The following is a 13,094-nucleotide window of genomic DNA, read 5'->3' as shown; positions in this document are numbered from 1 at the left end:
GAACGCGCAGGAATCCGCCTCGCCGGCGGTCGCTCCGCCGGGGGACGCAGGGGGTTCTTGTGGCGCATCGATTCCAGGGCCGGCGGCTGTCGCCGCTGCGGCTGTTCGTGGTCCTCGCCGTGGTCGGCACGCTGGTCGCCGGTTCGACCATGGCCTACGGCCGGGTCCGCGACGCGGCGTTCGCCGGCAAGCAACAGCAGTGGTTCGGGTCCTACGTCGACGCGACCTCCACTCCCTTCTACGACATCGGCACCGGCGTCGCACCGGGAGAGCGCGTGGTGCTGGCCTTCGCGGTGGCGCACCCCGAGCGCGCGTGCGAACCCTCCTGGGGCGCCTACTACACCCTCGACGAGGCCGCCGCGACCTTCGACCTGGACCGACGCGCCGCCCGCGTCCGCGACGCCGGCGGCGAGATCGTGATCTCCACCGGCGGCCTGCTCAACGACGAGCCCGCGACCGCCTGCGACGACACCGCACGGGTCAAGGGCGCGTACGCGTCCCTGCTGGACCGGTACCAGTCCAGCACCCTGGACCTCGACATCGAGGGCGACGACCTGTCCGACGCCGTCTCCGGCGAACGCCGGGCCTCCGCCGTCGCCGCCCTGCAGAAGGACCGCGACGACGCCGGGGCCGCGCTCGAGGTGTGGCTGACGCTGCCCGTCGCGACCGGCGGCCTGACGGCCGAGGGCCTCGCCGAGGTGCGCCGCATGCTGGACGCCGGCGTCGACCTCGCCGGGGTCAACCTCATGACCATGAACTTCGGGGAGTCCCGCGCGGCCGGGCAGAGCATGGCCACCGCGTCCATCCAGTCCGCGCGCAGCACCCACGCCCAGCTGACGGACCTCTACGCCGAGGCGGGGCAGAACCTCGGCGCCCAGAGCCTGTGGCGCAAGATCGGGCTGACGCCGATGATCGGGCAGAACGACCTGCTGGGCGAGGTCTTCGGCCTCGACGACGCCGTGGCGCTGAACGCCTTCGCGGTGGAGACCGGCGTCGGACGGATGTCCCTGTGGTCCGCGAACCGGGACAACGACTGCGGGCCCAACCACCCGGACCCGGAGCGGGTGTCCAACAACTGCAGCGGCGTGAAGCAGGCGTCCCGCGACTTCGCCCAGCGCCTCGCGGCCGGGTTCGACCCGGCGTCGACGGCGTCCGCGGCATCCGCCGCCGCCTCCGCGCCGCGCGCCAGCGAGGAGCCGGCCCCGAAGGAGACGGCAATCGTCGACGACCCGGCGACCAGCCCGTATCCCATCTGGAACGACGAGGGCGCGTTCGTCGAGGGCGACCGCGTGGTCTGGCGCGGCAACGTCTACGAGTCCAAGTGGTGGAACCAGGACACGCCCCCGGACTCGCCCGTGGCCGACGGCGGCGCGACGCCGTGGACCCTGGTCGGGCCGGTCCTGCCCGGCGACAAGCCGCAGCCGGTCGTGACCGCGCCCGCCGGCCTGTATCCCGTCTGGTCCCCGGCCGCCGTCTACACCGAGGGCGACCGGGTCCTGCACGAGGGCCGCATCCTCGAGGCCAAGTGGTGGAACAGCTCCGAGAGCCCGGAGGCCGCGCTGCGCGGCGCGCCGACGTCGCCCTGGAAGCTGTTCACGAACGTGCAGGCGCAGCGGATCATCGATGCGGCGGCGAAGAAGGGTGCGTCGGCGACGCCTTCGGCCACGCCGAGCACCTCGCCCACGCCGTCGGCCAAGCCCACGCCCTGAGGCGTGCGAGCGCACCCGGAGGACATCCGGTAGACCGTGGGCCGTGGCATTTCCGGGTTGCGCGGGTAGGCTTGTCCGATCCCCACCCCTGTGCCCGAAAGGCGTCCGTGCTACCTGACACCCTGTTCATGAACCCGTTGGCCGGATCGGCCCCTCTGGTGAGCCCCGCCTCGCCGGAGACGGTCGCTCCGCCGGCCGTGTTCGACGCCCCGCCGGCGCCGGACGTCCTTGACGAGGACTGGGTGGAGCCGGAAATCCCGCTCCGGCCGGAGCCGTCCGGGCAGCAGCGTCCCGCGCAGCGGAATGGCCAGCGCTCTGGCGGTCGCCAGAACCGCCAGGGTTCCGGCGGGCGCGGCAAGGGCAACGGCCGCCGGTCCTTCTAGCAAAATTCCGCGGCGAGCGTCCGGGCCTGGCCGACATCGGGTGCCGGAATGCTTGTGCGGCACGGGCCGCTCCAGGGCCGACCCTCCCGGTGAACGGCGGGAATTCACCGCGACCTTACCCTGGGCCTCGTTGGACTTTACTTGCTGCCTCCCTGTCGCCTCGATCCTGTCGAATTGCTCGGCAAGAGGCTAGTGCCAACAACTTTGGCTGTCATGATTTGGGGGCAATCCCGTGGACTTTTCCTGGGGCCGCGACCATGCTTGGCGTACCACCAAGTGCGACGATATTTGGCACACCACCAAGAGTTCGGAACCGTGAGACGGTTCAATCCTTCAGGCTGCCGCCCCCGTACGACGTCGTCAGCGTGTCCGCGTACCTTCCCGTCCTCCGGGACGGAAGTCAGCTCCGGCACCTCCGCCGGGGATCGCTACTCCTTCGTAGTCTCTGATGAGTTGGTCGCCGCTTCGCTACGGAGCGGCATCCGCCGGCAACCCCTTGAAGTTGCCGTTGCCGGTGCTCCCCATCATCGCGGGAGACGAGATATCGGTTCTCTCGCCGATGGTGCTTCCCTCCTCTACCCGTCATGGCGCCCTACGGCCCCATGACCTCTAGACGAGAAGAACGTTCGCGTCAATCGATTTCCACCCTGAGGGATTCCGATGAAACATCTCAACTCGATACGCCTTCTTGCAGCTGCCTCGACCACGGCCGCCCTGTCCGTCACCCTCGGGGGCGCGCCGGCGTTTTCCGACGTCGATCAACCCACCATCAGCACCCACTCCATCGAGCAAGGTGACCTTGCGTCTTCTCCTTCGCTGAGAAGGGACGTGAACGGTGACGGGCGGGCGGACATTGTGGGCTTCGGCAACGACGGGGCGTATGTCTCGCTAGGTCAAAGCAACAGCACGTTCACCCAGCCTGTCTTGGCGGTGAACAACTACGGCTACAACGCCGGCGGCTGGCGGGTGGAGCGCCATCCGCGCCACCTTGCGGACGTGAACGGTGACGGGCGGGCGGACATTGTGGGCTTCGGCAACGACGGGGCGTATGTCTCCCGAGGCCGCACCAACGGCACTTTCACCCAGCCTGTCTTGGCCGTGAACAACTATGGCTACAACGCCGGCGGCTGGCGGGTGGACCAACACCCACGGCTCCTGGCTGACGTCAATGGCGACGATCGGGCGGACATTGTGGGCTTCGGCAACGACGGGGCGTATGTCTCGCTAGGTCGCAGCAACGGCACGTTCACCCAGCCGGTCCTGGCCGTGAACAACTACGGCTACAACGCCGGCGGTTGGCGGGTGGAGCGGCATCCGCGCCACCTCGCGGACGTGAACGGCGACGATCGGGCGGACATTGTGGGCTTCGGCAACGACGGCGCGTATGTCTCGCTCGGTCAAAGCAACGGCACGTTCACCCAACCGGTTCTGGCGGTGAATAACTACGGCTACAACGCCGGCGGTTGGCGGGTTGAGCGGCATCCGCGCCACCTCGCGGACGTCAATGGCGACGGGCGGGCGGACATTGTGGGCTTCGGCAACGACGGCGCGTATGTCTCCCGAGGCCGCAGCAACGGCACGTTCACCCAACCGGTTCTGGCCGTGAACAACTACGGCTACAACGCCGGCGGTTGGCGGGTGGAGCGGCATCCGCGCCACCTCGCGGACGTGAACGGCGACGATCGGGCGGACATTGTGGGCTTCGGCAACGACGGCGCGTATGTCTCGCTCGGTCAAAGCAACGGCACGTTCACCCAACCGGTTCTGGCCGTTAACAACTACGGCTACAACGCCGGCGGTTGGCGGGTTGAGCGGCATCCGCGCCACCTCGCGGACGTCAACGGCGACGATCGGGCGGACATTGTGGGCTTCGGCAACGACGGCGCGTATGTCTCCCGAGGCCGCAGCAACGGCACGTTCACCCAACCGGTTCTGGCCGTGAACAACTACGGCTACAACGCCGGCGGCTGGCGGGTGGACCAACACCCACGGCTCCTGGCTGGGGACACGGACTAGGTGTTTCGCGTCGTTGGATGGACATGTGGAGGAGCCGCCTCTGAGTGACGCGGACATCGGGTGAAACGTCGCGAACCCCTTCCCCGACCGCCGCGACTAGGGAACAGTGAACCCATGGCCATCACACGACCCATCGAAGAGCTGACCATCGCCCAAGTGCACGCGGCTTTCCTCGGCGGTGAATTCACCGCCGAGGAACTCGTCAGCGACTATCTGGACCGCATTGAACGGATCGACCGGTCGGGGCCGGAACTCAATTCACTGATTTCCGTCTCGGGGAACGCGCTGGACGAGGCACGCAGGCTCGACCAGAAACTCGCCGAAACGAGCCAGCTGGTGGGGCCACTTCACGGGGTGCCGATCGTCGTCAAGGATCAGATCGAGACCGCCGACCTGCCCACGACGTTCGGCAGCATCGCATCCGGTGACTATCAGCCCGCGCAGGACGCAACCGCCATCGCAAAACTCCGTGCTGCGGGTGCCATCATCCTGGGCAAGACCACGCTCCCCGACTTCGCGACGTCCTGGTTCTCGACCTCCTCCCGCAGCGGAGTGACCAAGAACCCCTACGACCTGGCCCGCGATCCGGGAGGTTCCTCCAGCGGGACCGCAGCCGCCGTGGCGGCGAATCTCTCCCTTGTCGGCGTCGGAGAGGACACCGGAGGCTCGATCCGCCTCCCCGCGTCCTTCTGCGGCCTCGTCGGGCTCCGTGTCACCCCCGGACTCATCAGCCGCGCCGGGATGTCGTCCCTGGTGAAGCCCCAAGACACGGCCGGGCCGATGGCCCGGACCGTCGAAGACGCCGTCCGGCTCCTTGACGTCATGGTCGGCTACGACGACGGCGACGACTACACCGCCGCCGCCGTCATCGCGGGCCACGAGGAGCCGTACGCGGCCGCACTCCAGGACGCGACACTCTCCGGCAAGCGAATCGGGATCCTCCGCCAGGCGTTCGGCGACGACTCCGACCCGGACGGCGCCAAGGTCAAAGAGACCATCGAACGCGCGCTCTCGGACCTGCGCGAAGCCGGCGCCGAGCTCGTCGACATCACCATCGACAACCTCGACGACCAGGTCGGTTTCACCTCGCTCTACACCACGCGGTCCCAGTCGGACATGGACGAGTTCGTCGGCGCCCGCCCCGCGGTCGGGATACCGTCCATGCGGCATCTGATCGAGACCAAGCAGTACCACGAGAAGCTGGACCTGCTCGAAGCGATCGTGGCCGGCCCGGAACAGCCCACCGACGATCCCCAGTACGCGCAACGCCTCCTCGCGCAGACCGCGTTCCAACGACAGGTCGTCGGCATCATGGCTCGGAACCGCCTCGACGCCATCGCCTTCCCGGACGCCAAACTTCCGGCACCAACCCGCGTGGACATCTTCGCCGACCGCTGGACCTGCCTGACGTACCCGACCAACACGGTCATCGCCTCCCAGCTCCTCTTCCCCGCGATCACCATCCCGGCGGGGCAAACGGATGATGGGCTGCCCGTGGGCCTCGAGTTCATGGCCGTCCCCTACGGCGAGCGGGCCCTACTGGCACTCGTCGCCGCCTCCGAGGCAACCCTGCAGGGACGATCGTCCCCTGACGTGTAGGACACCATGGATGGGACGACGGCGTGCTGGGACACCCCGGCCGCGGAGGTCGACCCGGCGTCGCGGCGTAGGATCCGACCGGAAGCGGCGTCGAATCTCGAGGTGGCCAGCATGCGGACGGATCGATTCACGCGGGGAATTGTGTCCCAGCGCCCGCTGCGGTTGCGGGCGCCATCGATCCTGCTGCTGGCCGTGGCGGCCGTGTTCGCGCTGGTGTCCTGCGGCCCAGCTGCCGGGCCAGCCGCTACAACCACCACCACCGCCACCACCACCGCGTCCGGCTCCGCGTCGGATCCGGACTCCGCGTCCGGCGCGGTCACGACGGCACCCGGGTCCGGCACGGGTCCCGGCATAGCCCCGGGCAGCGACGGCGAAGCGCGGGCGCTGTTCATCGGCGACTCCTACACGGAGGGCTGGGGCGCCGAACCCCACGAACGCTGGACGTCCGTGCTGTCCGCGGACATGGGCTGGGACGAAGTCAACGAAGGCCGCGCCGGGACCGGCTACGTCAACGTCCCCCTTGGCCTGCCCTGCGGCCGGGTCTCCTGCCCGGCCTACCCCGAGACCGTCCGGGCGCTCGACGCGGACGGATACGACGTCGTCGTGATCGCCGGCGGGCAGAACGACTTCGGCGCCTACTACGACCCGGCCCGGCGCGAGGCGCTGTTCGCCGGCGTCCGCGAGACCTACGCGCTCGCCGGGGAGCGCTGGCCCGAGGCGCGGCGCATCGCCGTCGGGCCGTCCACGCCCAGGGAGCCGGACGACGCGGCCCGCGCCATCGACGCGGCCGTGCGCGAGGCGGCGGCGGAGACCGGCGCCGAATACGTCAGCCTGCTGGAGCCGAACGTCCTGACCCCCGCGCTGGTGCTGCCGGACGGGACGCACGTGGGGCCGGAGGGCCACCGGGCGATCGCGGAGCGGATCCGGGAAGCGCTCCGCTGAGCTATCCACAAACCCGGGACCGGCCGGCCGCTGGTCCTCGCCGCGTGCCATCGACGAGCATGGCCTACATGTACATCCTCGAATGCTCGGACGGCAGCTTCTACGTCGGGAGCACGCGCGACCTCGAGAAGCGGCTCTGGGAGCACAACACGGGGCACGGGGCGAGGTACACGCGGTCGCGGCTGCCGGTGCGCGTCGCCTACTGCGAGGAGTACGACCGCATCGACGACGCGTACTACCGGGAGAAGCAGGTCCAGGGGTGGAGCCGGGCGAAGCGGAAGTGCCTGATCGAGGGCCGGTTCGAGGATTTGGTGGGGTTGAGTCGGTCTCGACGGGCTCAGTCTCGACAGGCTCGACCTGCTGAGGGTGGGCTCGAGTAGCTCGGTCTCGACGGGCTCGACCTACTCTGGGGTCTCGACAGGCTCGACCAACCTACGCTCGGTCTCGACAAGCTCGACCAACTCTGGGGTCTCGACAGGCTCGACCAACCTACGCTCGGTCTCGACAGGCTCGACCTACCCATGCTCGGTCTCGACAAGCTCGACCTACTGAGGGTGGGTCTCGACGGGCTCGACGGGCTCGACCTGCTCAGCGGGTCTCGGGGGTGGGGTAGCCCATGGCTCTTGAGATCGCGTCCGCCGTCGCCCGGACCTTGCGGCCCAGGTCGGCCAGCCCCGCGCGGTCGAAGCGGGACGTCGGCGTCGACAGGCTCAGCCCGGCGATGACCCGGCCGGCGTGGTCGAAGACCGGGGCGCCGACGCAGCAGATGCCCGGCTCGTTCTCCTCCAGGTCCGTGCTGTACCCCTCGCCGCGCACGCGCTCGCTCTCGGCGAGGACCGTCGCGAGGTCGGGGGAGCCGTCGTGCTCGTGGGCGGCCGCCTGGACGGTCCGCTCGACGAGCTCGCCGGAGGAGTGCGCCAGGATCGCCCGGCCGATCGCCGTGGTCAGGGCCGGGCCCGTGCCGCCGATGGAGGAGAACATGCGCACGCGCTGGCGGCTGTCGAGCTTGTCGATGTAGACGATCTGGCTGGACGCCAGCACGCCCAGGTGGCAGGTCTCGTTCGTGTCGTCCCGCAGGGCCGTCAGGTGCGGCCGCGCCTCGGAGCGCACGTCGACGCCGTCCAGGAACGCGTTGGCGAGGATCAGCGAGGTGACGCCCAGCGCCTGGCGCCCGGACGGGGTCTCCCGGACCAGGCCGCTCTTGCGCAGGGTCGCGAGGATCCGGTGCGCGGTGGTCAGCGTGATGCCGGCCTCCCGCGCCAGGTCCGCGAGGCTGACGCCCTCGGGGTGCCGGCTGAGCGCGAGCAGCAGGGTGACGGTCCGGTCCACGGCCCGGAGCCCGTCCGGACCCTTGGCCGCCTTCTCCCGCGCCGGGTCTCCCGGGGCCGGGGCGTCGCTGGAGGGTGCGGCGTCGTCGTCGTTCTGCGCGTCGGTCATGGCCCCCAGCCTAGCCCGGCGGCGCCCGGGGCGGCACATCAACGGGGGTCGGCAGCAGGAGCGGTCTAGGGTGAATCGACCTATTGCGGAATGCCCTTTCAAAAGCTACAGTGAAGATCTAGTTGTGAGGCGCGGCACATGGGTGTGACGCAGCAGGCGGGCCCGCGGGCCACCGGCCTCCCTCCACAAGCCATTTGAGAATTTCAAGGAAGAGGTTTGCCATGAAGCTTGTCCAAGGAGCCGGTCTGGCCCTGTGCGCGACGCTGTCCGTTTCGATGCTCGCCGCCTGCGGCTCGGCCGCCGGGGGAGAGGACGGAGGGGCCACCAAGACCCTCAAGGTCGCCTTCAACCAGCCCGAGGGCCACCCGCAGTTCGTCGCCATGGAGGAGCTGGGCGAGAAGCTCAACGAGCGCACCGGCGGCGCCTACGACATCCAGGTCTTCCCCAACGAGCTGCTGGGGTCCCAGCAGGAGACCATCACCGGCGTGCAGTCCGGCTCGATCGACATGTCGATCGTCGTCGGCAGCCTGATGGAGAACGTGAACCCCGACTTCGTCGCGTTCGACCTGCCGTACGTCTTCGAGTCCAGCGAGCAGCAGATGTCCGTCCTCAACGACCCGGAGATCACCGGGGACCTGTACTCCTCCATGGAGGAGCAGGGCATCCACGTGGCCGGCGCGTTCCACAGCGGCGTCCGCAACGTCTACACCAAGGACAAGGCCGTCCCGACGCCCTCCGACCTCTCCGGCCAGAAGATCCGCGTCATCCAGAACGACACCATGGTCGAGATGATGAACCTCATGGGCGGCGTCGGCACGGCGATGGGCCAGGGCGACGTGTACACGGCGATCCAGTCCGGCGTGCTCGACGGCGGCGAGAACAACGAGCTCATCTACAACGGCCTGAAGCACGACGAGGTGGCCCCGCACTACACCTACACCCAGCACCTCATGGTGCCGGACTACCTGATCGTGAACTCCGACCTCTACGAGGGCATGTCCGAGGAGCACCGCGCGGTGTTCGAGGAGGAGTTCGCCGCCGCCGTCGACTCCGAGGTCGCCCTGTGGGAGACGTCGGTCGAGGAGGCCAAGGCCGCCGCCGAGGAGGCCGGCGCCGAGTTCCACGAGATCGACACCGCCCCCTTCAAGGAGGCCGTCCAGCCGCTCGTCGACTCCAAGCTCGAGGGCTCGGACGAGGCCCGCAAGCTGTACGACGCCGCGCAGGCCGCCAAGTAGCCCGCGTCCCGCGGGCGGGCCACGCCCGCCCGCGGGACCCCCCATCCACCCCCTCCCGACAGGATCTCCCGCATGGACAGCACCCGCCGCGCCCGCGCGGCCGCCGGAAGCCGGCTGCCGTGAACACCCTCAAGAGAATCATCGACACCCTCCTGGCCGGCGTGTGCGCCGTGCTGTTCGCGTCACTCGTGCTGCTGGTGACGTGGCAGGTCTTCACCCGCTTCCTGCTGGACAACCCGAGCGCGTTCTCCGAGGAGCTCGCCACCTACTGCTTCGTCTGGCTGGTCCTGTTCGGCACGGCCCTGGTGTTCGGCGAGAACGGCCACATGGCCATGGACTTCATCAAGAACCGGTTCCCGCTGCGGCTGAAGATGGCCGTCGAGATCGCCATCCAGCTCTGCGTGATCGCCTTCGCCGCCATGGTGATGGTCCGCGGCGGCCTGAGCTCCGCGTCGCTGGCCTGGAACCAGGCCACCGGCTCCATCCAGATCCCGCTGGGCATCCTCTACCTGGCCCTGCCGATCAGCGGTGCCCTGATCATCTTCTACAGCGTCTACAGCATCCTCCAGATCGTGCGCCTCGGGCGCCCCCTCGAGGACATCCCGGGCGCCGTCCGACCGGAGGTCGCGGAATAACATGGACATCGCCACCACACTCGCGCTGGTGCTGCTCTTCGGAGTCGTCACCCTTCTGGCGCTCGGCGCCCCGATCGCCATCGGCATCGGGCTCGCCTCCGCCGCCGCCATGATGGTGGGCCTCGGCCCCGAGAACGGCATGCAGACCTCCGCCCAGCGGATGTTCACCGGCACCACGTCCTTCACGCTGCTGGCCATACCCTTCTTCATCCTCGCCGGCGTCATCATGAACAACGGCGGGATATCCCGCCGGCTCGTGGACGCCGCGAAGGTGCTCAGCGGCCGGCTGCCCGGCTCGCTGGCCCACACCAACGTCGTCGCCAACATGATGTTCGGCTCGATCAGCGGCTCCGGCGTCGCCAGCGCGGCCGCCGTCGGCGGGACCATGGGCCCCATGCAGGCCAAGGAGGGCTACCGCGCCGAGTTCAGCGCCGCCACCAACATCGCCTCCGCCCCGGCCGGGCTGCTGATCCCGCCGAGCAACACGCTGATCGTGTACTCGCTGGTCAGCGGCACCTCGATCGCCGCGCTGTTCCTGGCCGGCTACCTGCCCGGCATCCTCTGGGGCCTCGCGACCATGGTGGTCGTCGCGGTCTACGCGTGGCGCCGCAAGCTCAAGGCGCAGAGCCCGGGCAGCCTCCGCGCCGGCCTCAAGGTCCTGCTCGACGCCGTGCCCAGCCTGCTGCTGATCGTCATCGTCATCGGCGGCATCGTCGGCGGCGTCTTCACCGCCACCGAGGGCTCGGCCATCGCGGTGGTCTACGCGCTGCTGCTGTCCTTCGTCTACCGGACCATCAAGGTCCGCGAGCTGCCGTCGATCCTCATCGAGTCGACCAAGATCACCGCGGCCGTCATGATCCTCATCGGCGTCTCCTCGATCATGTCCTGGGTGATGTCCTACGCCGGGATCCCGGACCTGATCGCCTCCACGCTGCTGGGCATCACCGACAACACGGTGATGATCCTGATCCTCATGAACATCGTCCTGCTGCTGGTGGGCACGTTCATGGACCCGACGCCGGCCGTGCTGATCTTCACGCCGATCTTCCTGCCCATCGCGCTCGGGTTCGGCATGGATCCCGTGCACTTCGGCATCATGATCGTCTTCAACCTCTGCATCGGCACCATCACCCCGCCGGTCGGGCCCGTGCTGTTCGTCGGCGCCCGGATCGCCGGCCTGCGGATCGAGTCCGTGATCCGCAGCCTGCTGCCGTATTTCGCGGTGCTCGTGGCGACGCTCATGGTCGTGACGTTCGTCCCCGCGCTCTCGCTCTGGCTGCCGGGCGTGGCGGGACTCATGCCATGACGGACCACCAGATGACCGCCCGCCCCGGGGAGGCCGGCGGTGCGCGCGAGACGAAGTACGGCCGGATCGCCAAGGTCCTCCGCCAGCGCTGCGCCCGGCTGGAGGACGGCCAGCAGCTGCCCTCCGAGAAGGAGCTCGCCACGGAGTTCGGCGTCAGCCTCATGACGCTCCGCCGGGCGCTGGACCTCCTCGACGAGGAGGGGATCGTCCGCCGGGTCCTGGGCCGCGGGACGTTCGTGCAGCGCCGGATCGTCGCCAAGGGCGACGTGCTGACGTCCTTCTCCGAGGACATGCGGATGCGTGGGCTGACGCCCTCGAGCCGCCTGATCGGGATCGAGGTCCTCGAGCCCGCGGAGGACGTCCGCAAGGACCTGCTGCTGGGGCCGCAGGAGAGCGTCGTCGCGCTGGAGCGGCTCCGTCTGGCCGACGGCGAGGCCATGTGCCTGGAGACCGCCCACCTGGCCGCCCGCTTCACCGGGGTGCTCGAGGCCGACAGCCTGGAGGGGTCCCTGCACGAGCTGCTGGCCTCCCGCGGGCACGTCCTGGAGAACGCGGTGCGGCGCATCCGCGCCGTCGCGGCCGACGAGCGGCAGGCCCTGCTGCTCGGCCTGCGCGCCGGCGAGCCGGTCCTGCAGATCATCCAGGTCTTCTACGACGCCAAGGGCACCGCGATCCAGCGTTCCTGCGCGCACTATCGGGCCGACCGCTACGAGGCCTTCACCAAGGTCCGCCGCGCGCCGGCCGGCTGAGCCCGCCGCCCCACGACACCCCAGACACCCGCACGACCAGTCAAAGGACACCCCATGAAAGCAGCACAGTACCTCGGCGCCGAGTCCTTCCGGATCGCCGACGTCGAGCCCGCCGCTCCCGCCGCCGGCGAGGTGCGCATCGCCGTCGCCTACACCGGGATCTGCGGCACCGACCTGCACGTCTTCCACGGGCACATGGACGCCCGCGTCACCACCCCGGCCGTGATCGGCCACGAGATGTCCGGGACCGTCGAGTCCGTCGGCGACGGCGTCCGGGACTGGGCCCCGGGGGACCGCGTGACCGTTATGCCGCTGGACTGGTGCGGGGAGTGCCCCGCCTGCCTGCGCGGGCACCAACACGTCTGCCAGAAACTGAACTTCATCGGGATCGACTCCGCCGGCTCGCTGCAGCAGCTGTGGAACGTCCCGGAGCGCTTCCTGGTCCGCCTGCCCGCGGACCTGCGCCTGGACCACGCGGCGCTCGTCGAGCCGACCGCGGTCGCCGTCCACGACGTCCGCCGGGCCGGGCTGGTCCCGGGGGAGAAGGCCGTGGTCATCGGCGGCGGGCCCATCGGGGTCCTCATCGCCGTGGCCGCGCGGCACTTCGGCGCCGACGTCGTGGTGCTCGAGCTCGACGCCGGGCGCCGCGCCGCGGTCGAGGGGCTCGGCTTCGCCACCGTGGACCCCCGCGCCACCGACCCCGCCGCCTGGGTGGGGGAGTGGACGGGCGGCGCCGGCGCCGACGTCGTCTTCGAGGTCTCCGGGGCGGCGGCCGCCATGCTCGGCGCCACCGACCTGGCCCGCGTCCGCGGACGCGTCGTCGTCGTCGCCATCCACCCGCAGCCGACGCCGGTTAACCTGCACGCCATGTTCTGGAAGGAACTGACGCTGATCGGCGCCCGCGTCTACGAGCGGGCCGACTTCGAGACCGCGATCGAGATGGTCGCTGGCGGCACCGTCCCCGCCGAGCTGCTCATCACCCGGATCGAGCCGCTGGCCGGCATCCCCGACGCGTTCGGGGCGCTCGCCGCCGGGCGCGCCATGAAGATCCTCGTGGACTGCCAGAACTAGTCCGCGCCCCAC

12 protein-coding genes are annotated in these 13,094 nt (G+C 69.7%); 11 read left to right on the top strand and 1 reads right to left on the bottom strand.

From position 1 onward, the window contains the following. Positions 1–59: 59 nt before the first annotated feature. The 6 genes from ACETWP_RS04970 (at position 60) to ACETWP_RS04945 (ending at position 7,029) form a co-directional block, all read left to right on the top strand. Entirely contained in the window at positions 60–1,709 is a 1,650-nt protein-coding gene (locus ACETWP_RS04970; RefSeq protein WP_373971111.1) for a chitinase, read from the top strand. 107 nt (positions 1,710–1,816) lie between these two features. Beyond that, entirely contained in the window at positions 1,817–2,092 is a 276-nt protein-coding gene (locus ACETWP_RS04965; protein ID WP_373971110.1) for a hypothetical protein, read from the top strand. 660 nt (positions 2,093–2,752) lie between these two features. Then, entirely contained in the window at positions 2,753–4,108 is a 1,356-nt protein-coding gene (locus tag ACETWP_RS04960) for an FG-GAP repeat domain-containing protein (RefSeq protein ID WP_373971109.1), read from the top strand. A 114-nt stretch (positions 4,109–4,222) separates the two neighbouring features. After that, complete coding sequence (locus tag ACETWP_RS04955; protein WP_373971108.1) at positions 4,223–5,707, top strand: amidase; 1,485 nt, start codon at positions 4,223–4,225, stop codon at positions 5,705–5,707. Between the two features lie 111 nt (positions 5,708–5,818). Then, positions 5,819–6,649 (top strand): SGNH/GDSL hydrolase family protein, encoded by an 831-nt coding sequence (locus ACETWP_RS04950; protein ID WP_373971107.1) that lies wholly within the window; start codon positions 5,819–5,821, stop codon positions 6,647–6,649. Between the two features lie 44 nt (positions 6,650–6,693). After that, a complete protein-coding gene (locus ACETWP_RS04945) occupies positions 6,694–7,029 on the top strand; it encodes a GIY-YIG nuclease family protein (protein WP_373971106.1) in 336 nt (111 codons plus the stop codon). Between the two features lie 208 nt (positions 7,030–7,237). Here the strand turns inward: ACETWP_RS04945 and ACETWP_RS04940 are convergent, their stop codons facing one another. Then, positions 7,238–8,086 carry an IclR family transcriptional regulator gene (locus ACETWP_RS04940; protein WP_373971105.1) on the bottom strand — a complete coding sequence of 283 codons (849 nt, stop codon included), beginning with the start codon at positions 8,084–8,086 and terminating at the stop codon, positions 7,238–7,240. A 221-nt stretch (positions 8,087–8,307) separates the two neighbouring features. On the opposite strand from ACETWP_RS04940, the gene ACETWP_RS04935 reads away from it, so the two are divergent. The 5 genes from ACETWP_RS04935 to ACETWP_RS04915 all read left to right on the top strand — a co-directional run bounded on the left by ACETWP_RS04935 (position 8,308) and on the right by ACETWP_RS04915 (position 13,082). After that, positions 8,308–9,321: a TRAP transporter substrate-binding protein gene (locus ACETWP_RS04935; protein WP_373971104.1), complete on the top strand. Its 1,014-nt coding sequence runs from the start codon at positions 8,308–8,310 to the stop codon at positions 9,319–9,321. 119 nt (positions 9,322–9,440) lie between these two features. Next, positions 9,441–9,956 carry a TRAP transporter small permease gene (locus ACETWP_RS04930; protein ID WP_373971103.1) on the top strand — a complete coding sequence of 172 codons (516 nt, stop codon included), beginning with the start codon at positions 9,441–9,443 and terminating at the stop codon, positions 9,954–9,956. A 1-nt stretch (position 9,957) separates the two neighbouring features. After that, positions 9,958–11,262 carry a TRAP transporter large permease gene (locus tag ACETWP_RS04925; RefSeq protein WP_373971102.1) on the top strand — a complete coding sequence of 435 codons (1,305 nt, stop codon included), beginning with the start codon at positions 9,958–9,960 and terminating at the stop codon, positions 11,260–11,262. Continuing rightward, positions 11,259–12,011, top strand: a complete 753-nt coding sequence (locus ACETWP_RS04920; protein WP_373971101.1) for a GntR family transcriptional regulator — start codon at positions 11,259–11,261, stop codon at positions 12,009–12,011. Before ACETWP_RS04925 ends, ACETWP_RS04920 begins: the two co-directional genes overlap by 4 nt. A gap of 54 nt (positions 12,012–12,065) precedes the next feature. Further along, positions 12,066–13,082 (top strand): zinc-dependent alcohol dehydrogenase, encoded by a 1,017-nt coding sequence (locus ACETWP_RS04915; protein ID WP_373971100.1) that lies wholly within the window; start codon positions 12,066–12,068, stop codon positions 13,080–13,082. The last annotated feature ends 12 nt before the right edge of the window (positions 13,083–13,094 follow it).

The organism is Arthrobacter halodurans (assembly GCF_041877255.1).
GTDB lineage: Bacteria > Actinomycetota > Actinomycetes > Actinomycetales > Micrococcaceae > Arthrobacter_N > Arthrobacter_N halodurans.
Note: the sequence above shows the minus strand (reverse complement) of the source record. Positions and strands in the feature narration are given on the sequence as shown.